At 36.8% G+C, this 21,075-nt stretch carries 25 protein-coding genes and 1 pseudogene; 10 read left to right on the forward strand and 16 right to left on the reverse strand.

The window, feature by feature from the left end; all coding sequences use genetic code 11:
- Positions 1–15 precede the first annotated feature (15 nt).
- The 4 genes and pseudogenes from PR834_RS08540 to gss all read left to right on the forward strand — a co-directional run bounded on the left by PR834_RS08540 (position 16) and on the right by gss (position 3,384).
- Entirely contained in the window at positions 16–156 is a 141-nt protein-coding gene (locus tag PR834_RS08540) for a hypothetical protein (protein ID WP_164564164.1), read from the forward strand.
- Between the two features lie 52 nt (positions 157–208).
- Positions 209–337 carry a hypothetical protein gene (locus tag PR834_RS20390; RefSeq protein ID WP_336298231.1) on the forward strand — a complete coding sequence of 43 codons (129 nt, stop codon included), beginning with the start codon at positions 209–211 and terminating at the stop codon, positions 335–337.
- Positions 338–658 (forward strand): annotated as a pseudogene (locus PR834_RS08545) (lysis protein); the annotation flags it as partial.
- A gap of 830 nt (positions 659–1,488) precedes the next feature.
- A complete protein-coding gene (gss, locus tag PR834_RS08550) occupies positions 1,489–3,384 on the forward strand; it encodes a bifunctional glutathionylspermidine amidase/synthase (protein ID WP_272536592.1) in 1,896 nt (631 codons plus the stop codon).
- Positions 3,385–3,723: 339 nt separating this feature from the next.
- On the opposite strand, the gene PR834_RS08555 is transcribed toward gss, so the two are convergent.
- Positions 3,724–3,855, reverse strand: a complete 132-nt coding sequence (locus tag PR834_RS08555; RefSeq protein WP_004261473.1) for an entericidin A/B family lipoprotein — start codon at positions 3,853–3,855, stop codon at positions 3,724–3,726.
- Positions 3,856–4,255: 400 nt separating this feature from the next.
- Between PR834_RS08555 and PR834_RS08560 the strand changes: the two genes are divergently transcribed.
- Both PR834_RS08560 and PR834_RS08565 read left to right on the forward strand, forming a co-directional pair.
- Complete coding sequence (locus tag PR834_RS08560) at positions 4,256–4,771, forward strand: lipocalin family protein (RefSeq protein WP_272536593.1); 516 nt, start codon at positions 4,256–4,258, stop codon at positions 4,769–4,771.
- A 511-nt stretch (positions 4,772–5,282) separates the two neighbouring features.
- On the forward strand, positions 5,283–5,765 hold the full coding sequence (locus PR834_RS08565) for an RES family NAD+ phosphorylase (protein WP_217007769.1): 483 nt from the start codon (positions 5,283–5,285) through the stop codon (positions 5,763–5,765).
- Between the two features lie 1,006 nt (positions 5,766–6,771).
- On the opposite strand, the gene PR834_RS08570 is transcribed toward PR834_RS08565, so the two are convergent.
- The 11 genes from PR834_RS08570 to PR834_RS08620 all read right to left on the reverse strand — a co-directional run bounded on the left by PR834_RS08570 (position 6,772) and on the right by PR834_RS08620 (position 14,098).
- Positions 6,772–7,185 carry a hypothetical protein gene (locus PR834_RS08570; protein WP_048608939.1) on the reverse strand — a complete coding sequence of 138 codons (414 nt, stop codon included), beginning with the start codon at positions 7,183–7,185 and terminating at the stop codon, positions 6,772–6,774.
- 18 nt (positions 7,186–7,203) lie between these two features.
- The gene (locus PR834_RS08575; RefSeq protein WP_197268985.1) at positions 7,204–8,025 is read right to left on the reverse strand and encodes a hypothetical protein; all 822 of its coding nucleotides are present in this window, start codon (positions 8,023–8,025) and stop codon (positions 7,204–7,206) included.
- On the reverse strand, positions 8,018–8,932 hold the full coding sequence (locus PR834_RS08580) for an MvdC/MvdD family ATP grasp protein (RefSeq protein ID WP_048608936.1): 915 nt from the start codon (positions 8,930–8,932) through the stop codon (positions 8,018–8,020). Before PR834_RS08580 ends, PR834_RS08575 begins: the two co-directional genes overlap by 8 nt.
- Positions 8,933–9,139: 207 nt before the next feature.
- Positions 9,140–9,592 (reverse strand): IrmA family protein, encoded by a 453-nt coding sequence (locus tag PR834_RS08585; protein WP_272536594.1) that lies wholly within the window; start codon positions 9,590–9,592, stop codon positions 9,140–9,142.
- A gap of 64 nt (positions 9,593–9,656) precedes the next feature.
- On the reverse strand, positions 9,657–10,145 hold the full coding sequence (locus PR834_RS08590) for a hypothetical protein (protein WP_048608934.1): 489 nt from the start codon (positions 10,143–10,145) through the stop codon (positions 9,657–9,659).
- A gap of 142 nt (positions 10,146–10,287) precedes the next feature.
- The gene (locus tag PR834_RS08595) at positions 10,288–10,761 is read right to left on the reverse strand and encodes a hypothetical protein (RefSeq protein ID WP_048608933.1); all 474 of its coding nucleotides are present in this window, start codon (positions 10,759–10,761) and stop codon (positions 10,288–10,290) included.
- 4 nt (positions 10,762–10,765) lie between these two features.
- Positions 10,766–10,942 (reverse strand): hypothetical protein, encoded by a 177-nt coding sequence (locus PR834_RS08600; RefSeq protein ID WP_196299286.1) that lies wholly within the window; start codon positions 10,940–10,942, stop codon positions 10,766–10,768.
- A complete protein-coding gene (locus tag PR834_RS08605; RefSeq protein WP_048608931.1) occupies positions 10,939–11,646 on the reverse strand; it encodes a helix-turn-helix transcriptional regulator in 708 nt (235 codons plus the stop codon). Before PR834_RS08605 ends, PR834_RS08600 begins: the two co-directional genes overlap by 4 nt.
- Before the next feature lie 212 nt (positions 11,647–11,858).
- Positions 11,859–12,695: a DUF932 domain-containing protein gene (locus PR834_RS08610; protein ID WP_048608930.1), complete on the reverse strand. Its 837-nt coding sequence runs from the start codon at positions 12,693–12,695 to the stop codon at positions 11,859–11,861.
- A 13-nt stretch (positions 12,696–12,708) separates the two neighbouring features.
- Positions 12,709–13,134, reverse strand: a complete 426-nt coding sequence (locus tag PR834_RS08615; RefSeq protein ID WP_048608928.1) for an antirestriction protein — start codon at positions 13,132–13,134, stop codon at positions 12,709–12,711.
- Positions 13,135–13,225: 91 nt separating this feature from the next.
- Positions 13,226–14,098 (reverse strand): GTPase family protein, encoded by an 873-nt coding sequence (locus tag PR834_RS08620; RefSeq protein ID WP_048608926.1) that lies wholly within the window; start codon positions 14,096–14,098, stop codon positions 13,226–13,228.
- A gap of 174 nt (positions 14,099–14,272) precedes the next feature.
- Between PR834_RS08620 and PR834_RS08625 the strand changes: the two genes are divergently transcribed.
- The 3 genes from PR834_RS08625 to PR834_RS08635 all read left to right on the forward strand — a co-directional run bounded on the left by PR834_RS08625 (position 14,273) and on the right by PR834_RS08635 (position 17,425).
- The gene (locus tag PR834_RS08625) at positions 14,273–14,923 is read left to right on the forward strand and encodes a hypothetical protein (RefSeq protein ID WP_048608924.1); all 651 of its coding nucleotides are present in this window, start codon (positions 14,273–14,275) and stop codon (positions 14,921–14,923) included.
- Between the two features lie 269 nt (positions 14,924–15,192).
- Positions 15,193–15,630 (forward strand): hypothetical protein, encoded by a 438-nt coding sequence (locus PR834_RS08630; protein WP_230683900.1) that lies wholly within the window; start codon positions 15,193–15,195, stop codon positions 15,628–15,630.
- Between the two features lie 361 nt (positions 15,631–15,991).
- The gene (locus PR834_RS08635) at positions 15,992–17,425 is read left to right on the forward strand and encodes a DNA translocase FtsK (RefSeq protein ID WP_048608919.1); all 1,434 of its coding nucleotides are present in this window, start codon (positions 15,992–15,994) and stop codon (positions 17,423–17,425) included.
- Between the two features lie 48 nt (positions 17,426–17,473).
- Here the strand turns inward: PR834_RS08635 and PR834_RS08640 are convergent, their stop codons facing one another.
- From PR834_RS08640 to PR834_RS08655, 4 genes are all read right to left on the reverse strand, one after another.
- Positions 17,474–18,091: an inovirus Gp2 family protein gene (locus PR834_RS08640; RefSeq protein ID WP_048608917.1), complete on the reverse strand. Its 618-nt coding sequence runs from the start codon at positions 18,089–18,091 to the stop codon at positions 17,474–17,476.
- 294 nt (positions 18,092–18,385) lie between these two features.
- Positions 18,386–18,970, reverse strand: a complete 585-nt coding sequence (locus PR834_RS08645) for a recombinase family protein (RefSeq protein WP_072065774.1) — start codon at positions 18,968–18,970, stop codon at positions 18,386–18,388.
- A gap of 39 nt (positions 18,971–19,009) precedes the next feature.
- The gene (locus tag PR834_RS08650; protein ID WP_048608915.1) at positions 19,010–19,747 is read right to left on the reverse strand and encodes a hypothetical protein; all 738 of its coding nucleotides are present in this window, start codon (positions 19,745–19,747) and stop codon (positions 19,010–19,012) included.
- Between the two features lie 163 nt (positions 19,748–19,910).
- Positions 19,911–20,117: a helix-turn-helix transcriptional regulator gene (locus tag PR834_RS08655; RefSeq protein WP_048608913.1), complete on the reverse strand. Its 207-nt coding sequence runs from the start codon at positions 20,115–20,117 to the stop codon at positions 19,911–19,913.
- 112 nt (positions 20,118–20,229) lie between these two features.
- Here PR834_RS08655 and PR834_RS08660 point away from each other — a divergent pair, with 112 nt between their 5' ends.
- Complete coding sequence (locus PR834_RS08660; RefSeq protein WP_048608911.1) at positions 20,230–21,036, forward strand: hypothetical protein; 807 nt, start codon at positions 20,230–20,232, stop codon at positions 21,034–21,036.
- The last annotated feature ends 39 nt before the right edge of the window (positions 21,037–21,075 follow it).

Raw genomic sequence — 21,075 nt, forward strand, 5'->3', positions numbered from 1 at the left:
AGCGGAGGCGGCTATATGTCATGGAAACTTATAGTGGTAGTAATTTGCTTTATGTTACTCGCGATATCAATGATTGTATTTGGCGCCAACAGACTCACTGACAATACATGCGGTATTGATAAAGCCAGTTTAGAAAAACGCGCCAGAAAGTTATAGAACACTACAAAAGTCGGCAAGTTAACTTTTAATTATCTATATAGTGGATACCATGAATACAGTCAGTGCATTGTTATATATCGCTGCGTGGGTGGCCATATGGGGAATGTGGAAACAACACGAGAGGATAGGTGAGTTAAATACCAAAAATGCCGGACTACTCGTTGAGTTGACAGAGTAGGTCAAAATTAATGAGGATTACCAAAAACGTATTAACTCACTTCACGAACTCGACAAAACTCACACAATGGATCTCTCAAATGCAAAAGCTGAAATTGATAAGCTGCGCAATGATGTTAGTAATGGTACTAAGCGCGTGTACGTCAACGCCAAATGTCCAAAACCCGAAGCGAATACCTTCGAAAGCGGAGGCAATGAAAGCTCCGCACGACTTAGTGAAGCAGCTGAACAAGATTATTGGCGTCTCAGAAAAATGATAGTTGAGAACGAAAAACAAACTTTGTATTTGCAAGATTACATTAGAACGGAGTGCTTACATTAGTTCCAGCCAATGAAAGTTCTAATTAAAAAAAGTAAGTTTAAGAAGGAGATAGCTGCAAGTAGATATATAAAAGCTTTAAAGAATAGAGTTGTCACGTCTGCTTGATAGTTATCACTAATAAGAATAAATACAACGCAAAGAAATAGGGAGGTAACGATAAGTATGGTTGTGATCGGGAGGTTGTGTATAAGGTTCATATTTTTGAAAACGTGATTTTATCTTGATTCTGTAATGGTGAGAGCCTTAAAAGTTATAGTACCAGAAATTGTATGGATAAAAAAAGCCCACACAGCGTTGGGCTAAATATGTTGCTTTATACAATTAAATATCGCCTTAAATATAGTTGGTATTTCAAAATACGCAAAAGTATTTCCAAATATTTTAAATTGATGGCTGTGTAAGACAGCAACAGCGAGCTTTTAAGAAAACAGAGGCTTTTTAAAGGCAAAAAATAGCCCCTAGGTTGGGGCTTAAAAGGGATGGTCTATTTAACTGAGGGTAACTCTTGTAAATAGTTATACCGCTAAATAGGTCATTTTTTGAAAGTGAAAATAAAAGAACTCATTGTTTTGTAAAGATAGTAATCAAACCACTTTTCACTCGGTATATAGCAGACATATTTAAAACACTAAGAACCCACAGAAGGGAGCATCGGAACTGTTGCTATAAATGGCGATCTCTCTTGGGAGCTTTTTTGTGCTAACAGGTTGCTTTTATTTAACTAAGTATTGATAAGTTTCTTATATCAAAAAAATGGATTTTTCATATTTTATAGGCGTACACTGATAGTTATGGCTAGCATGTATTTATTATTAAGATGGAGCTATAACATGGGGTTATTAAGTAGTGAATACGAACCTTTTGGAACTTTACTCGGATATGCTCCAGGAGGCGTAGCAATATACTCATCAGATTATGATTCATTGCCTAATGTGGAAAATAAAAAAGATATTTCTTTTCGAAGTTATATTGGCAATGAATATATGGGCTATAAATGGCAATGCGTTGAGTTTGCTCGTCGTTTTTTATACCTCAATTACGGTACTGTTTTTAGTGATGTTGGTATGGCCTATGAAGTATTTTCTCTGCGCTTTCTACGACACGTAGTTGATGATGACATTTTACCGTTAAAAGCTTTTGTTAATGGGAGTCCTGTTAAGCCTGCCGCGGGGTCATTGTTAATTTGGGATGAGGGGGGTGAGTTTAATAAAACAGGCCATATAGCAATTATCACCAAGGTTTATGATGATAAAGTACGTATCGCTGAGCAAAATGTCATTCACCATAAATTGCCCATAGGCCAGCAGTGGACAAGAGAATTGTCTCTGAAAAGAGATAAAGGAAGATATACACTATCAGATACTTTCCCAAACACTAAAATTTTGGGATGGATGATACAAACAGATAGTGATGAGCATGCTTATTCAGGCCCGTATACTAATCCTGAGTTGCTAAAGATTCATGCTGCTAAAATAGATAATAAGATTGACTATAATAACGAATGGTTGAATAGCTCAAATCCCATAGAAAATAAATATATTCAAGCTAGACAAGGTCGCGCGCTAAATAGCGCTCTTCATGAATATTTTACAATATCTAGTACCGCTGAAAATAAACTGATACAAGCAACCAATGAAGTTCATCTTATGTATCTGCATGCGACAGAAAAAGTATTAAAGAGTGATAAGTTATTGAAACTTTTTAATATTCCAGAAATACTTTGGCCTCGCATACGTTTATCCTGGAAGAATCGACGTCATGATATGATCACAGGAAGATTAGACTTTTGTTTGGATGAGCGAGGGTTAAAAGTCTATGAATATAATGCGGATTCAGCTTCTTGTCATACAGAGGCAGGGGTAATTATTGATAAGTGGGCAAAAGTAGGGCAGCTGAAAGATGGCAAAAACCCAAGTGGTTACTTAACTGAATTACTTTCTAGTACATGGGAACATTCTTCAGCTAAACCGTTTATTCATATTATGCAGGATGTAGATAGTGAAGAAGATTATCATTCGCAATACATGGCGCATGCAATTACTGAATCGGGATTCGATTATAAAATTATTCATGGTTTAGACGAATTATTTTGGAATGAAACAGGTCAAGTCGTTGATAGTGATGGCCGTATATTAGAGTGTGTTTGGAAAACATGGGCGTGGGAAACTGCTCTTGAGCAAATTCGGCAGGAATGTGAGAAAGACTATGAGCATTCAGCGCTACAAATTCGTACCGGACACTCAGAATATAATGACGTCAGACTAGTTGATGTATTATTAAAGCCTGAGATTCGTGTCTTTGAGCCTTTATGGGCAGTCATTCCAAGTAATAAAGCGATATTACCTATTCTTTGGTCGTTATTTCCCTATCATCCCTATCTTTTGAATACAAGTTTTGATATCAGTGACGAGTTACGCTCGAGTGGTTATGCAATAAAGCCAATAGCAGGCCGCTGTGGTGACAATATCGGTTTGATAGGTGAGTGCGACACGATTTTAGATGAGACTTCTGGCCAATTCGATAAACAGGAAAATATTTACCAACAATTATGGTGCTTGCCAAACGTTGCAGGGCGTTTTATTCAAGTCTGCACATTTACTGTCGGAGGTCACTATGGTGGAGCATGTTTACGTTCAGACCCATCATTAGTTATCAAAAAAGATAGTAATATGGAGCCATTATGGATACTTGATGATAATGATTTTTTGGAAAAACCATTATGTTAGAAAGTGTATTTTAAAATTAATATAGTTATATTTTGAAAGTGGCATTATTAAAATCTGATTTTTTGTAGTTTCTTAGGCCTTCAGTTAATAGCTGATGGCCTTTATTTATAAAAAAATTGAAAAGCAAAGAAAAGCCCCAAATATCGAGGCAAAATAAACTGATACAATAGTTTAGAACACACTATCAGCATAGACATATTTATAAATGTTTTACATGAATAAAGTGTAAGCAAATACGGAAAAGAAAATACAAATTGGAGTCTCGTTAAATGAATAAGGAAATACTAGAGGATTCAAAATAAATATACCCTCTAGCATTTGAAATAAGAGCATTAATGTTTACTGGGCTGCTCTTTGTATTGCTTCTCCTCCTGCTTCTATATCTTCACCAACACCTTTAGTGGTATTACAGGCAGTTAATGTGAAAGCAACAACTAATGAGCAGATGAGGAAACTGATTTTTTTTAACATATTGTCTTCCTTTAAAGTTTGAAGTTATAAGTTTCAAAAGATCATTTTTAATTATAGCAGAACAATTCGATGACTATTTCTAGCTGTATACAGCAGTAAGATTGGGGTTAAACCCTCATTTTTATGTGGAATTGCCGTAGTTAGTGATACCTGACAAATGAAAATGAGCTGCTATATTTTAAGTGTTAGTACTTATTTTGGGCGATCAATCTACATTAGCAATAAAGGGTATACTCTATGATATTAAAAGAGCTATTTATCCGTATGCTTTATATTTTTCAATACTTATTATTTGGTTTTCTTTTGTTATTATCATCAATAGCCTTACCTAATTGGTTAGGTAACGCCACAAATTTTTTGTAGGATAGTATCTCATCGAGAAATATTCAACGGAGTTACCATGCGAGTGAAGTCAATTTTTATGTTTTTAAGTATGCTTCTACTTAACGGATGTAGCGTTAAAGTGCCAAAAGATATATCACCTGTTGAGAAGTTTGATTTATCACGTTACCTTGGCGAATGGCATGAAGTAGCGAGAATAGATAATCGATTTGAAAAAGGATTAAGTAAAGTCTCTGCTAACTATTCTCTTCGTAATGACGGAGGTGTAAAAGTAGTGAATAGAGGATGGAATTCTGAAAGTAAAAAATGGAAAGAGAGTATAGGGAAAGCTTACTTTGTTGAATCCTCGGATACTGGGGCTTTAAAGGTTTCATTCTTTGGGCCCTTTTACGACGGCTATAATATTATTAAGCTAGATGATAACTATCAATATTCATTAGTTGTTGGACCTAATAAAGATTATCTATGGGTGCTATCACGTACTCCAACTATGCCACCAGAGTTATTAAATGAATACCTTAGTTTTGCAAGTAACCATGGTTTTGATAGGCAAAGAATATTGATATTCCAATAGTATTTATTCCTTGTGATTAGCTTTACAGTGTTGGTTACTGAAGCTATTAATGTTAAATGAGTCGGTTATTTGTGTTTCACATCAATTGAATAGATAGGGGATTTAACAGAATCAATAATATGCATTAGACTGAGAAATTTACAAACAGAAATTTTGTTTAGCGGGTTCGTATATGGCTGTTAGTAAGAAGAATTTAATTCATCAGTCTGAGTTTGCTTGTTAGGACAGTTATTCACAATTCGCAGACTATGTTCGCAAGACTAGCCGTTACATCTTAAGTAAAGAGCAGAATGTATTCTTTGATACTGTTCTAGCTACAATCAAGGGACGAGATCGTGAGTTGAAAGAGGGGAGCATTTTTTATAGGGCTCAGCTTGGTATAGATATTTGTGATAGGACCGATAATGATGGCAACTGGATCGAAGAGGATATGTTAGGTTTTAGAGCTTCTCGTATGAAGCCTTTGGTTGATAGAGCCAAAGAAGGGCGTGCAAATCCCTAAGGCATTCCAGTGCTATATGTAGGTACAACAGTAAAGACTGCGATTTCTGAAGTGCGGCCTTGGGTCGGTGCTAATGTTTCTTTAGCAACATGCAAACTTTTATCTCCATTGAGGGTACTCGATCTTTCGCTTGGTCATGGTAAGTCCTCACTTTCTGGGCCTATTTTTAGTTATATACTCGGTGTAAAAGAGCTTACAGCACAACAGAAAGAGAAAGCTGTTTGGACTGATATTGATAACGCATTTTCAACGCCAGTTACGCGGTCGGATGATAAGGCTGATTACGCACCGACTCAAATACTGGCTGAGCTTTTTCGCAGTGCTGGGTATGATGCAATTGCATATAAAAGCCACTTCGGAGATGAGGGCTATAACATCGCAATATTTGATTTAGATTCGGTCGATGTAGTTAGTTGTGCTCCCTATCAGGTAAAAACGATAAATATTATTGCCGAACAGGTAAATAATGCATGGTATAAGACTTCTACCTAATGAATCATGTTTTTATGTTTGCAAGGCTTAACATGAAAACTATTATATATTTCAGCAAAGGATAATTAATTTAGTGTGATGGTAAAAAAAGCCTAATTCTTTTAAGAAAATTGAATAATAAATAGTTATTGATGTTTACTTTGAATTCAACTCCCTGTGAGGGAGCTGAATTGATATTTATTGAGTAGTTGCAAGCTATTGGTAATTCCATTAATGATTGAGGTGAAATAGTTTGTAAGCCCCCGTCTGAGTTCATCAATTCTCTTATCAATATTCAGATGAAAATCATCTATTTCACGCTGCCGCCATGCGTTGACTAATAACCTAAGTTGCTGCTGGAAAAAGACAATGTATTCCTTGACCGTTTCCGTGGTTCCTGAATATAGGGCTTGCCCCAGTGATTATATTGGCTATTGAAGATTAAGGCTAATGGTCGGGATGGTTTTACGAAACTATCATGTATTGGTTCGATAGTAGAGGTAGTGGGAGAGCTTTAATGTCGTCATGCAGTACATCCTACAGCACAATTTCAACATGAAATGGTTTGAAATTCGTTATAAATCAATTAATTAGGCTGGCGGAGTCTGAATTCGTCGCTTAACTAAATGATTTTATAGTGCTAATGTTCAATTCAACTTTTCAAAAGTGCCTAATAAGGTGCCTAAAAAAATTTTGATTGTTTTTTATGCATCGAAGTTAATGAGATATTTATTCATCGTAGTTTGGTATTTTATCATTTAGTGAAAAAATTGCTACTTTGCTATGTAATGTGTATAAAATATTACGCATTTTTTATACTTTATAAAAACAGTTTGGATTTTACTTATAGATTAAAGCTATTGAACTCCAGTACTTAATGTTAGCACAATCGTACTTATGTCAATGCTAAAGATAAGGCGAACAGTATTAGTAAGAGTAGAAAGAGGTAAAATTAAGTATCTAAAATAAATGATTGCCCGACCGAATAACTAGGGAAGGGCGCAGCATCTAAGGCTCATTTTAACAATTATTCATCGTTATCTGATTGCTCAAGCACTTTGGTAATGATTGTTGTATCGGATAAGAAATAAGATATATGGTCGGTATCAGATGTTTCTAATTCACGAGTTTCAACAGTAGTAAATAAATTGAGTTCATCGTTATCGGAGTTTTCTATTACAGCTGTTTCAATTGTACTCATATAGTAAATTTCATCATGGTCTGAGTTTTCTACAATATTAGTATGTAACGTTGAATATGTGCCAATTTCGTCACGATCGCTATTTTCAATAGTTTCTGTAAGTGTTGTCGACAATCCTAGGATTTCATCATGGTCATCTGGCTCAATAGTAAATGTTTTTCTAGTAGAATCAATTTGATGCATGATATTTGATTGCTTTATGGTCAGTGTTTCACTGTAATTCATGATATATGGTTTCATTTGGTGCAGCTCCGTTCATTATGATATAAAAGTGGAAAAATGAGTCTGTAAATACACTATATAATAATCATATGTGTAAGAAAAAAAGTTGCTTAATATAAAAATACTTAGCCAAGTTAGAATACATGCGCCTATAAGACGGTACAGGTATTTTTCTATATTTTTCACTAAACTAGCGTAATATCGAACGGCATCTTTTATATCATACCAATCTCTATAAAAAGCTGTAGATAAAGCTGTTTCTTTTGAGTTTTTTTTCAAATCACCAAAACTCGATTTATAGAAGGAGCTAACAGCAATTGCTTTTTTAATGAATAATGTCAAATTTGTTGCATAAACTAGAGATAAACCCCATAAAAAATAGGGCGATAATTTTATATAAAAAAAGGTTTTAAAGTTCACGATTTCTGTAAGTAAAAAACCTAGGAAACCGAATAAAGCTAATCCGATGGTAGAATAAAATGAAACTTTATTATGTAAGGAGTAAAGAGAGCCAATGCTTTCTGCTATCCTGATTTTTAGAAATTCTTCTTGTTGAATTTGTTGTAGGTTAGTAGATGTTCTCAAGTATAATTCATAGCTTTTTACTTTTTCCTCAACCTCACTTGGTTCAACTCGGCTTTGTAATTCATCAAAAGAAATACACTTAAAAAAATTAAATTTATTATTAACTCTATTCAGTGAAATTACATAAATTATATTTGTCCCTAGAGGTATTGAAAATAAAGATAGTCTAGCGGTACTAAAGTTATTATAAGTTCCAAAATTATCATCATTTGATATATGGAATATTGGTAAGGTATTTAATAGTTTTAGAACAAAAGTAATAGTGCTAATCATGATTTAAATACTCCACTATAGCTTTAGATATATCACAACCAATTTCAAATTCTAACCATGCCCATTGTCCATTTGCATTCATTTCAAGAAAGTACCAGTCACCATCACTAACGATGAAGTCAAAACAGCCAAAATCAATGCTGTTTTGAGACATGAAATCCAAGCATTTTTTGTAGATATCCTTTGGGATATTGATTAATTCATATTTTAATTCATTATTTATTTTACGCCAGTCAACTTGGTTTTTAGAAATTATTTTTACCGTGAAATCCTGTTTTGAAATAAATGTGGCTCTAACTTCATAATCTTTTTTTATATATTCTTGGAAATATGCGGGAGAATACTTTAACCCATCATCATTGATGTTTGGATTGTATTTATTAGTCTGTACATATTCTTTTTCATTGTTGTTTAAAATAGAGCCAATAGATATTGGTTTAACAATGGTGTTATTTTTTTCTAGTTTATTAATCTCTGATTTGTTATTGGTAATAGTTAATTTTGGAATCAAGAAGCCTACTTGCTGAGCAATTTTTATTTGTAATATTTTATTATCAGCTCTGCGCATAATAGATGGTTTTGATAGGCAAGGACCTGAAAAGCTTTCAACTATACCATCAATAAGTGAATGACTTTCTTTGAGACTAAATGTATGATATTTAGAATCAATGATGCCAGTAAGATTTTCTGATGCTGGTTTTCTATAATAAATTGATTTACAGCTAGTAGTGCTGATTTCTTCACCTAGACTATTTGTAATTTTAAACCCAGATAAATCATAACTAACTTTGTAAGTTGAAAAGTAATCTGTATTTAAACGGAAAAAATTTATATTTCTATAACGATTAATTATATAATCACATGTACGATCATAACTGCTCGTGACTATTAAAATTTTGTTTTTCATTACAATTCTCTATTTAAAACATTTAAATTAATTCTACATAATACATTGAAAATTTTGAAGGCTGTTGAATTCAAGCTGGTGATTTGTTAGGTAAATAAGCCAAATCGACTAATAAACTAGATTTTATCGAAAGATACTACTGCAAAGTTGAACAGTAGTATCTATTTTAGAATATTGATTTTATTTAGATATATTACGATAGGAATACTACTTTTTTCCGGCGACCGACATCTTAGCTAACTCTGGGTTACTAGCCTCAAAGATCGATAGCGGCAATTCAACCTTACGACCATTTTGATCTTCCACTGCTTTAACCATCTCAAACTCAGCGACATCCTCACAAGGTATTTCTAATCCAGCAAAGGTGGCACGAGTGGCGCTAGAATCGCCAAAAGGTTCCACTTCCAGTACCGTATCCCCTAATACTTTTCCTTGCCTATCTCTCATTCTCAAGGTTATCTCAAGCGCACCAAACTCCGCATGGTCTAGAACCATATGGTTACCGCCATTATCGAGAGTAAATGAATAACCACAGTAACCTTGGTTAATAAAATTTGAGCTAGTATGTGTGATGCTTGCATAACGCTGTTGTTCTTCAGCCAAGCTAAATGCACTGAATGCCAATAATCCTATCGCAAATACACTTTTTATCTTATTCATTATATTTCCTTTTGTTATCTTGTATCGTCCTCGCTACCACAAGTAACGGTAGCGAGAATGTTTTTTATTGTTGGTTGGTTTGCAATCCGCCTTTAGTACGGTCTTTTTCTTTCCAGCGCGGTCGGTTCTTGCCTGAGAACTCTTTTTGCATACTCCAATACCCAATGGGGTAACGGGCCACAATCGTCCCGCCAACACCAATATCGACCGAAGAGTACTGACCATTATTAATGGTTCCTTTTTGGACGTAGGCATTAGGGCTACAAGTCCCTGTATCGCGTTGTTGCCAGTTTCCGTCAGTTCTTGCCACGATATAAAAATCACCAAATGCGCAACCTGACGCAGATTTATGATTCAGTACAGCAACATAATGCTTGGTTGAGCCCACAATCCTACAAGTACTATTCTGGCTTCCACACACTTGCCATAAGGTTTTACCGCCATCACCTTTATATTCCCAAATGGTATTTTTAGGGGGCTGGCTGGTGGCAGAGGCGGGGGATGTCATCAACCACAGTGAGGCCAATACAGTTACAACTGCATATCTTTTCATTATAAATTCCTATCAACATAAATAGAAACGTCAGATTGACGCTTGATGAACACCGTCTAATGGGTGCTTGGTTTTCCCTGATATGGCGTATTCGGTGGTTATCTGGTGAATAAGACATTCACAACAAAATTGCTGATCATGGTTAATGTGATGGTTGACGATTTAGCCGCACTGAAAGCCAGTGACGAATTCGTCGATGAAGATAAAAGGTAATACCACTGGCGATAAGCAAATCAACCAGCAATATCGTGGTGGCGATATTTTCAGTAAAACCGTATAGCCAACTGGATGACATGATAATCAGTAGGCTAGAGAGGGCTAATCCGATAATGCTGGTAGAGATAATGGCAATTAATTTGGGGTTGAAATGGATTTTATAATCAATCCCCTTAAAGGCACTCAAAACCCATAAGCCTAGTTGCGCCAAGAGTTGTGGGGTAACCAAAGCCAAGAGATATAAAACGAAGTACATCAATGTGATCCCATACGGGTTCATGATGAGGGCGATAAGCTGGAAATGTGTTAACAATACGCCAGTGATCCAAAGGCATAACAAAATACTGATAACGATAGCAATGCGTTCTAAACCCAGTTGTAAGTGTGGAACGGTGTTCATATTTTTAAACTTCCTTATGTGATAATGAATTCACGGTATGAGGGTGATTATGAATAGGCATGACCCACTCGTGACCACAGTCGCGGCACATCCAGCCCGAGCCCCATGCAATAATGTCTTGCTCAGAAGAACAATGAGGGCAATGGGTTGGATGCGATGCTAGTGGGGTTAATAACGTCATGGTCGGCTCCTTTCTTTGTGTGATGGAAGAGAGGTAAGTACTTGTGATATCAATCGGAAATGCGGTAAGGCTGCGATAAAGCTGTTTTGTTGTGGCAGCTGCATCACTTCATTTTTCGGTGTGAAAGGGGTATTGAGCGGTTGAACTTGCTGGATATCCTCTAACAGCAAAACATGCACTTGCTGGTGATATTCAGCCAGTAAATACCACTGACCTTCACGGTAAATCAGTTGATACGGTTGTAGTGGATTAAAACGACGTTCAGGCGTAAGTAAGCTAATAGATTGCTTACTGGTAATGGCATACACCAATTGATAGAAATGGTCGGCATGCAAAGCCGAAATCTTATGGGCATGATGCCAAATCAAACAAGGCGCATGGGGCTGCTGGGTTAACAGTAACCCGAGTAAGCGGCTATCTAGCCCCGGAAACAACCGAGTCATCCCAATCTGTTTCACAAAGGTAAGAACATCTTTGTCTCGATAAGCTTTTAGTGTATTGATGGGCAAGCGATAGCAACCTTGCCGACCTTCTACCCCCAGATAAGCCAAGCGTTCACGTAAATCCCGTTGTAACGTGCGTTCAGAAACATTGAACTCTTGGACTAAATGCGAGAGCACAAGGCTTTCTCCTGCCATTAAGCGGGCAATCAGCGCAGAGAGTCGCACAGCCATGCGGTCATATTTTCGGTTGGTCTGAAACATAACGTATTGCTCTCAATAACAGACAGTTAGAAATGATAGGGATAAGGGAGTTTAACTTAGGGGATTGACAGGTTATGTCTGTTGGGAAAAATTCTCATTGGGCTTTTTAGTGAAAAATGACTATAAGTAATTCATTGATAAATAACGTCATGCTGTTTATTTAAACGATAGGAAAGTGAGGTGTAACGACACAACCTGTCAGGGCGGGAAAATTAGTTGGGCTGGCAAGGGGCGAGTTGGTTAAATAAGGTATCCGCCATCACCCACAGGGCTTTATTGAGTTTGATATCGCCATCAATCCCATTCACCGAGCGAGTGCGAGCACGTTTACCTTTTGCAGTTTTGCCTGATAATCCCCCTTTAATCAGATTTTCTTGTAAACGTTGGTACACCGTCCAAAGGTCTTCTTTCTTATCTTCAAAACGTCGAGGCTGTAGAATTTGCTCTCGCGTGACGGGCTGAAATTCATCACCAAAGCGGTAGGCCAAAGCTGCTTCAGCAAAGGCGTGCTGGGCGGGTGGAGGTAACAATAACGACTGCATACTTTCGCGTTTTTCAGCGACCTGCTCAAACGTATCGAGTACCTCATAGGCTCCTTCAATCACTTTCCCCACCACATCCCCTTTATGGGGGACACGCACTTCCCCTAATACGTCACCGCACACCAAACCGTTGGAGCATACGGCTCTAAAGAGCCCCGGCAACATCTGATAGCTGCTTGAGCCATCATGGCTATTGAGCAAAATAATTTCAGGGACTTGTACGCCCGTGATTTGGTCATGACGACGCAACCTCAACATATGCTTGGTGTGCCCTCGACGGCTGATATCACGCACCCGAGTTTGGCAGGCAAAGAACGGATAGAAGCCTTCTTTTTGCAGGCTATCTAACAAGGTAATGGTTGGAATGTAAGTATAACGCTCACTACGTGAATCGTGTTTTTCTTCTGAGAAAACGCTCGGTACAGTACGAAATAACTCTTCTATGGTGAGTGGACGGTCACGACGAATACTGTTAGCAGAGCCAAAACGTGAAGCTAATAAACTCATGATAGACTCCTGATTAATCAATTAAGTGGAAAATGGCAGCAGATTCGGGATGTTGTAGGGCATATTCACGCAGCTGATAAAAGCGGTCGCACATCAATTCACTTTTGGTTTGGAATGACCAGATGCTGTACAGGATCAGACACACCGCAATGCCTGCCGCCTCTTGGCTCACGGTGGCTTCATTGCCGTTGTGCATGTTGAATAGGGTTAAGGTGTCTGCGTTGATATCGGGGTAGATAAAGGCACCGCCATTATTAAGCGAGCCGTACTCCCAGTAACCGCCATGATACTCATCGCAGAATTGGCCCATCGTGGTAAAGATCACCACTTCAAAGGTGGCCCAGCCTTTCACTGCACCAAAATGGTTGAACCAAAAATCAAGGCGTTGTTCATCAGGGACTAATTCCATTGTGATAGTAGATTCAGTTGAATGGTTCATCAGTTGATACTCCAATAAAAAGAAATAAAAAAGCGCCAATCCCGTTAAGGACTGGCGCTTGATGTCATCAATATTGTGTTAATTTAAGAAGTTAAAAGAAAAAACTCCACAGGGACTTAGCGGCGGAGACGATGCTATTTTTAACAGTGTTGATCGTATATTTTATCAGTGGTGGCAAGGGAATGATATCGATTAAGGTATCCACAATATCACTGATACATTGCCCAAAATCGTTACGTGCCGAAGTTTCTACGGATTGTGTCCGATAAGTGTTATTCAGTTGCCTAGCCACACCGCTACTGGCTTTCGCTGGTAACGCCTGTATTAATTGCTCTGCTAATTCAGTGAGTTGATAGTTTTCGACCGCAGAAACCGTCATCACAGGGTGATGTGGCTTAAATGCTGTTATCACGGCTTGTTGCTTTAATTCCAAGTTAACCGCTTGTTCAGGAGATGGCTGGTGGTTGTGTTCATCCCATTGACGGCAGGGCTCTATCTTGTCGGCTTGGTTTAGCACGAATAGAAAATGTTCAGGTTGATAACCGTATTGCTCAGTGAGAAAGCGATAACACTGTTCATCAGAAGACCATGCCCTATCATCGGCTTTGAGTACCCAGATAATTAAATCCAGTTCTGGCAATAAGTTACGGTAGAGCTGGTGGTATTCTCTATCTCTCTCAAGGCTTTCCCCTACGCCGGGTAAATCAATAAATGTGAGTGTATGGTTGTTCACCTTCATACTGAAGCGTTGCGCTTGGCGTGTGCAGCCGGAGACATCACTTACAGGCGATAGTGAGGATTGGAATAGGGCGTTGATGAGACTGGATTTTCCAGCACCTGTTTTACCCATCAGGCCGATAGTTGGAGAGTAGTTGATTAGGTGGTTGAGTTGGGTGAAAAAAGAGGTTTGGAATGAATAAGGTAGTGCTAATAGGAGCGGTTTGAAGTGAGAGTGCTGAGGCATATTACTCCTTGAAATAAAAGAGAATGATAGTTATTCAAGGAGATAATATATATCTGAGATTATTTGAAATAACCTGTTTAAATGTGAGGTATCTCATCTTAACTATTTGTGTGATAATTTCACTGTTAAAACTTCATTGAATTTATACGCAGTCCTAATCAGGAGAGATTTAATTTGAAGAGCCATGATTTATTTTTGACTGAATGGAAAAATAATTTCGGGGGTAATTTTAATCTTGATGGGCCACTAACACCGAGCTACTTTTCATCATCGCTGAGACTTCTTTTTTTACTGAAAGAAACAAATGGAACAAAAGAAAACATCGATATCAGAGAAAGGATCTTAAACTCGTTGGATAATAAAAAGTCGAAATGGTCCCATGGGCGTTCTTCAGTTCTTCGTCGTGTTGGTTTGTGGTCACAAGGCATATTAAATTATGGTGAAAACATAACCTATGAAAATGCAAGAAAGAAAAGACTTGAAAGGTTGGCGTTTGAAAAAATAGCATACATTAACATTATGAAGTCGTCAGGGAAAAATAGAACATCTGATAAAAAGCTTAGTGAGTTTGTTAAGAGTCATAAAACTGAAATTAAACAACAAATAGAGTTACTGAAACCCAATATTGTTATATGTGGTGGGACATTTAGTGTGGTTAAAAATCACATTTTTTGCTCGATGGAGAAAATTAGTGACGAACTGTTTTGGTCGGAAGGAATATATTTTATCAAGTCTTGCCACCCTGCATACTTTGGAGAAAAAGAGCGTGTTGTTTACCAACGAATTATAAAAAATTTTGAGATATATAAGCAGTGTGTGATTTAACAAATTGAAATTAAATATTTTTTTATATATTGAGTCTACTCAGCAGCAGTATCGTGATAGATATAATTAGTTTGATTTAAATACATAATGAATCAGTGCTTCGATGAAGGCGCATTTTTTAGCGATGCAAGGTTTACATGGAATACCAATTCAAATCATACAGTCGGGGCAACAAGAGCAAAATAATTTCTGTTTACTGGGGCGTTGTTCTTGTTGTCATTTGGATAGCGTTCATGTATTGGTCAATAATATTAGGCCATAGAACAGTTATGTTTGAATGGTTTCCTCAATGGACTATTTCTATTGCGTTTGCTGCTATTGTAAGTGTAATTGGTGGAACTTGGAGCATTTTACGTTGTCCGTTAAAAAGCGCATTTAAAAATTTTCTATGGTCTGGGTTCGCTGGTTTTATGTTAATCGTTCCTGTGTTTGATGTGCTGACGTATTTACTAACAAACAAAACCATTCGCTATCAAACAGAGTATGAAATCACATCACCGGGACCTACCACTAGCCGATTTAGTCGATGTGACCACGGCATATGGATAAAAGAAACTTATACAGAGCGGTGGAAATTACTGTGTATCAGCAATCCAAAATCGAAAACTCAGACAAATACAGGAACCGTATGGGTTACAGCAAAAACAGGGCCTATTGGTGCATACGTTGCTGATTATCAGTTTTCTCCTCCTAACTCTAAGCAATAAGAATTGGGCGATATAGTTTGATATAATTTTAACTCTTGTCGCCCAAACCAACCTGATTTTATGCGATAATCTTATCCAAACCTATTTTGTATATATTATCAGCAGTTAGCGTAAAAATAACCAACACTAACCAATGCAAAGAGAAAGATGTGCTCAATGGCGGAAGAGTTCGATGGTTTCGCTCAATAAATGGCGGATATGATTTATGACATCAAAACAGTTTCCTTCCAGTGGCAAATGATTAAGTATATGAAAGCAAGCTGATAATTTTAAGAAGTATCAATTGGTGTGGTGGGTAATAGTTGAAATATAGTTGGTGACCCTAATTTACTGAACTAACACGCCTTGATGGGAGGACTTTATGGCACAACCGTTTATTCATACCTCTGAGCTTTGTTGGTCACCTCAAGAGCTAGAAGCTATGGCCTGTGCTATTGAATCTTGCTTTCTGCAATACCAAATAAGAGGTGAGGTTGTCGGTTATGACGAAGGCGCAACATTTGCACTCTTTAAAATCGAACTGGGCAGAGGGATAAAAGCCTCTCAAGTGACAGCGGTAGTGCCAGAATTGTGTCGTTCCCTGAGCGCCGTTGATATAAAAATTATTGATTTTATTGCAGGTACGCCTTATATCGGATTGCGAGTCACTAACACATATCGTCGAGTAGTACCTTTTGTTGACTGCTTTAATTTATGGAGCGGAAACAATAGATTATCTTCCCTTTCCGTCATGTTAGGAGAAGATATTATAGGGGAGCCAGTTGGTTGGGATCTAGCTCAAATGCCACATTTACTTATTGCTGGCGTGACCCGCTCAGGCAAGTCAATGTTAATGCATTCTCTGGTAATGAGCATTTTATACAGAAACTCACCGGATAAAGTTCGCTTTGTGATGTTTGACACAAGCCAGCTTGAACTCAGTTTATACAACGATATACCCCACTTATTATTTCCTTCCGCTTCTGATTTCGTTGAATCAATAAAGGCATTAACGTTTTTGGTTAATGAGTTAAAGCGTAGACAAAAATTATTTGGAGCATTAAATCAACGTAATTTGAGTGGATACAATAAGGTAATATCAAGTGCGAAAGAGTTAGGTAGGCCTATACCTGATCCTTTCTGGCGCCCTAATGAAAATTATAGCGATCATCCTTATTTAGACAGTGAGCCTGAAATTGTTGTTTGTGTTGATGATTACGTTCAACTTATTGGCGAGTATAAACAAATAGGGGAAATGTTAGTTCTATTGAGCCAGCAAGGTCACGCGGTTGGTATTCATCTAATTCTAACGACTCGCAGCCCTTTATCCACCAGTATCGGTTCACAGCTTCGAACCAATATTCCTACGCGTATTGCTCTTTCTGTGTCGTCTAGGGCTGATTCTAATTTAATCCTTGATCAGTATGGTGCCGAATCACTATTTGGTTTGGGTGATATGCTATTCGCATCACCGAGTTTATCTGAACCGACTAGGATCCAAGGTACTTATGTGAGTGATTCAGATATCAGGGATACAGTCGATTATTGTAAACGATGGGGAAGCGCGAGTTATCTTAATTTTTATGGGGATGCCCAGAATGGAGATGTGGTAGAGGAAGAACTTGACCCATTATTTGACCAAGCAACTGAGTATGTTGTAGAAAAACAGCGCGTTTCTATTTCAGGGATCCAGCGGCAGTTCCGAATCGGTTACAATAGAGCCGCAATGATTGTAGAGCAGCTAGAATTACAAGGCATAGTTAGTGAACAAGACCACCATGGTAATCGTGAGGTATTAGCTCCACCGTATGAGTAGCTACTAATATCGATTATTGTATAGGTGGCCTTAAGGCCACCACAAATATCAATACTGGCTACGCCCTAAACTACGACGCACAGGGCTGTACTGCTTGGAGTATTCTTTTGCTAAATAACTTAAACGTTTCATGACTAATTGGTAATCCTCAGAAAATGATGCTGAAAGTTTATTTAAGCAATATCGGCAGTTTTCCGGGTAGTGTACTAATGTGCCTGTATCAAAAGAAGGATCAAATTCGAGCTGTAATGCATTGTACCAAGCTGTGGTGATCATGGTCCGTAAACTAGGCTCGAACAAATTGTAGTCCCCTAAATGGTAGTATGCGTCTTTATTGAAGACTAAAAATACATGGTAGTGAGGGAGTGTCGCGGTTGCAATTTCTTTTACCCACATATAACGCATGTTGTTTTCAAAAGTACGTTTACCTTGAAGCTTTTTACGGTGTTGATCGTGCTTAAGTTTAGCCTTTAAGGAATCAGTAAATCGGGATATAGGACTTCCTTCTAAATAAGGGAAACATGTCGGCATATCTCCATTATCGATAATAGGCGGAAAGTGAAGGTCAACTCGTATTACCGTGATACGAGGGTATTCCTTTAAAGCATAGTTCAATGTATCAGAAATGCATTCTAGATAAAATTCATTATATTCATTTTTAGACATGAGTATTTCCTAGGGCAATATTAACTTACCCTTTAATATGATTAAAGTAATATAGGGATAAAGCAAAGGATCTGTGTTATCCCTTTTTCATGATTTGGTTAATAAGATTTAAAATAGTTTTTATTAAATCGGATGTCATCTCCTTGGTGTTTTTATATAATAAGTTTCCCCTATAGTCTTTATTGTTTGCTAGCTATGATAGATGGTATATATAATACCTATCCAACACGAAAACTATATTTAGAGTCGCACTGTAACTGCATTTTCTATTAATTAATGACTCTGGAGTTAGTCCTATTCGAAAATATCTTTATTCCAGTGGCGCTTTATAGTTGAAAGACTAATGTTAAGTTTATTTGCTATCTCGCGTTGTTTATATCCCTTGCACCTTAGCTCGTAAATATAATCCTTATACTTACTTCCTGCTGGTCGACCTAATGACTTATTTTGGGATAACGAAATGTAATGTCGCCTGCTTAGTTTTAGTGCTTCATAGCTTTCTTCTAAATCATTTAATAGATTCAGCACGTCTAGCAAGAAAAACTTCTGTTCAAATATATTCGTGATAGACTGATTAAGGATGATAACAGCCATACCAAGTTCGTGGCATCGAGATAAAATCTGTGCAGCCTGCTGAGTATTATTTCCTATATCATAGAGACTCCTTGTTATTAAAGTGTCTTCTGGTGTTAAAATATGGTCAATATGCTCCATAAGTTGTGGTGGAGGAAGTTTCACATCAAGCAATGGTTGACGTTCAATGATGATATTATCCTTAACATCAGGGCAAAACGTGACAATTTCCTGTGTGTATTGCTCAAGATTTGCTAAGGCATCACTGTCATCATGTCTTACTCGGATGTATGCATATTGGCTCATTTTATTCCCTTAGGTATCAAAAAACGCATTAATGACCTGTTATAATGGGTTTATGATTATGGTGTTTGAGCTTTTGTCTATTCTTTTGTTGGCATTGTTCCTATCAATAACCCCAATTAGAATGCACTGATGGTTTGTGTGATAAATCGGTATAAAAGCCTCATAGGTATGTTTTAACTGTACCTTACTTTTCTTTATCGCTTCTTCAATGCCAAAAAAAACAATATCATTCATCGGTATGTTAATGATCCCATTAAAGTCAAAAACGTAATTTTTATACTCAGTATTTTTAATTAAAATTGTATTTGATAATCCACCTGCTTTATGTAGCTTATAGTGAACATGCCTATCAGTATAAATAAAGATGGCTTTCTTAATATTGGGTTCGCTAATATAGTGCTCTAGTTCTTCTTGAATGCTTATTTTTTCTTTGAGACCAACTTTAGGACTTTTAAATGCATGAGGATAAGCATGTTGATCAATAATGACACCTTTTTCTATTATGTGCGTTTGCCATATATCTAAAAGATGTTCAGCTAAAGAAAATGTAGATGCTTTCCCTTGATAATTCATTGAAGATTTATCAGGGGAAAATAATTTACTTTCAAGCTCGTTAGTTAATTGAGTGTATTGGTTTATCTCTGAAAGTAATGGGCAAGCACTCTTTAATATACTGGTTATTAAAGATGAACGTGAAGTTTTATGCTTACAGCAGTACTCATCTATCTGTTTTAAACTGTTTTCATTTTTTACAGTAATAGTTATCCGTTGAGACATGATAATTATCCTCTCTTAAGTTTTGTATAAATAATTTTTAACGTTATTGAATAGTTAATATTCGATAATTTAGGCCTGTTTTGGTTTTACTTCTTTAACTTCTTCACAATAATAAACATTCTCAATAAAACATTAGTATCGTTAATGATAAAATAATGACTAGCTAGGTTGACTCTCGTTGAAGTAACCAATCGTTGATTTCGGATTCGATCCAACCAACAGATTGCTTCCCTAATTTTTTTTGTTTAGGAAACGTTGGGTCATACCTTGGTGATGTTGGGTTGATCCAGTCATAGATGGTGGAACGACCGATACCAATGCGTTCGATTACAGTGGGTAGTCGAAGAATCATGATATTGGATTGATTCATAGTGTGATTTCCTCTACTTATTAAGTTATGTTTAAGTTTGTAATAGCTATTTTATTGCGGCTTAGGGATGAAAAATATGGTGGAAGCAAAAATAATATTGAGGGTGTTTTAAGTGGATGATTTAATTGATTTAATGCGTGTCGTTTGTAAGGCTACTGAAAGTAAACAAGCACAATTTCATGATGAAATAAAAAAAAGAGGGTGGAGGGGTTTACGGGCTGATTCAACGTTAAAAGTTTTAGGTATGTTGAATGGGGAAGATGATGAAGTTAAAAAGTATGCAGCGGAGTTATATGCCAAAATATCAAATAATAAAGACCCAGTAGGTAGTTATCGCAGACGAGTTAGGAGTCTGCATCTTAAATTTAATGATAAAGATAAAGGCGTTAATGTTTATCTTTTAAACAGTGTATTTTGGTCAAGTGTTAACTTTCAATTAGCGATGAATTTTTATGAAAGAAATACCCCATTCCAGCATAAAGTTGTCGTTGTTGAGTGTTTAATGCAAAGTCTAGAGGTGCTAAGCGAGAGCTTTGGATTAGGCGTTTATAGTTATTTTAGTGAAGATTTAAATCGATTGAATAGACAACGATCTGAGGCGGCTAAAAAGGGAATCCGAACTAGGAGTGATGGCTACGCTAAAATAAGACAAAAAGCATGTGAGTTGTTGCTTGAATCGAACCCTAAGTCTTTAAAATGGAAAAACAAAACTGTTGCAGCAAAAATAATTACAGAAGATTTATGGGGGTATATTGAATTAGTAAAAAATAAATATCCACAAATAGAGATCAAATATGATGATTTAACTAACAAAATTGTCAATTGGTCTAGAGATTACGATGATGTCAGAGCTGCCATGGAGGAAGTAGCTATAACCAGAAAGTATAAAAAGAAAAATGCCAAGAAAAGATCTAAGTGAGTATGATTAAATAAATCAGTTTTGATAGTTATGTTGATA

This window comes from Providencia sp. PROV182 (genome assembly GCF_028480325.1).
In the GTDB taxonomy this organism is placed as follows: Bacteria; Pseudomonadota; Gammaproteobacteria; order Enterobacterales; family Enterobacteriaceae; genus Providencia; species Providencia hangzhouensis.

Coding starts and splice junctions, on each gene's coding strand:
- PR834_RS08635 (WP_048608919.1), top strand. CDS start 15,992: ATGGCACAACCGTTTATTCATACCTCTGAGCTTTGTTGGTCACCTCAA.
- PR834_RS08650 (WP_048608915.1), bottom strand. CDS start 19,747: ATGTCTCAACGGATAACTATTACTGTAAAAAATGAAAACAGTTTAAAA.
- PR834_RS08615 (WP_048608928.1), bottom strand. CDS start 13,134: ATGAACCATTCAACTGAATCTACTATCACAATGGAATTAGTCCCTGAT.
- PR834_RS20390 (WP_336298231.1), top strand. CDS start 209: ATGAATACAGTCAGTGCATTGTTATATATCGCTGCGTGGGTGGCCATA.
- PR834_RS08575 (WP_197268985.1), bottom strand. CDS start 8,025: ATGATTAGCACTATTACTTTTGTTCTAAAACTATTAAATACCTTACCA.
- PR834_RS08655 (WP_048608913.1), bottom strand. CDS start 20,117: ATGAATCAATCCAATATCATGATTCTTCGACTACCCACTGTAATCGAA.
- gss (WP_272536592.1), top strand. CDS start 1,489: ATGGGGTTATTAAGTAGTGAATACGAACCTTTTGGAACTTTACTCGGA.
- PR834_RS08640 (WP_048608917.1), bottom strand. CDS start 18,091: ATGTCTAAAAATGAATATAATGAATTTTATCTAGAATGCATTTCTGAT.
- PR834_RS08590 (WP_048608934.1), bottom strand. CDS start 10,145: ATGAAAAGATATGCAGTTGTAACTGTATTGGCCTCACTGTGGTTGATG.
- PR834_RS08595 (WP_048608933.1), bottom strand. CDS start 10,761: ATGAACACCGTTCCACACTTACAACTGGGTTTAGAACGCATTGCTATC.
- PR834_RS08605 (WP_048608931.1), bottom strand. CDS start 11,646: ATGTTTCAGACCAACCGAAAATATGACCGCATGGCTGTGCGACTCTCT.
- PR834_RS08585 (WP_272536594.1), bottom strand. CDS start 9,592: ATGAATAAGATAAAAAGTGTATTTGCGATAGGATTATTGGCATTCAGT.
- PR834_RS08630 (WP_230683900.1), top strand. CDS start 15,193: ATGTTTGAATGGTTTCCTCAATGGACTATTTCTATTGCGTTTGCTGCT.
- PR834_RS08570 (WP_048608939.1), bottom strand. CDS start 7,185: ATGAAACCATATATCATGAATTACAGTGAAACACTGACCATAAAGCAA.
- PR834_RS08645 (WP_072065774.1), bottom strand. CDS start 18,970: ATGAGCCAATATGCATACATCCGAGTAAGACATGATGACAGTGATGCC.
- PR834_RS08610 (WP_048608930.1), bottom strand. CDS start 12,695: ATGAGTTTATTAGCTTCACGTTTTGGCTCTGCTAACAGTATTCGTCGT.
- PR834_RS08600 (WP_196299286.1), bottom strand. CDS start 10,942: ATGACGTTATTAACCCCACTAGCATCGCATCCAACCCATTGCCCTCAT.
- PR834_RS08555 (WP_004261473.1), bottom strand. CDS start 3,855: ATGTTAAAAAAAATCAGTTTCCTCATCTGCTCATTAGTTGTTGCTTTC.
- PR834_RS08540 (WP_164564164.1), top strand. CDS start 16: ATGTCATGGAAACTTATAGTGGTAGTAATTTGCTTTATGTTACTCGCG.
- PR834_RS08560 (WP_272536593.1), top strand. CDS start 4,256: ATGCGAGTGAAGTCAATTTTTATGTTTTTAAGTATGCTTCTACTTAAC.
- PR834_RS08620 (WP_048608926.1), bottom strand. CDS start 14,098: ATGCCTCAGCACTCTCACTTCAAACCGCTCCTATTAGCACTACCTTAT.
- PR834_RS08580 (WP_048608936.1), bottom strand. CDS start 8,932: ATGAAAAACAAAATTTTAATAGTCACGAGCAGTTATGATCGTACATGT.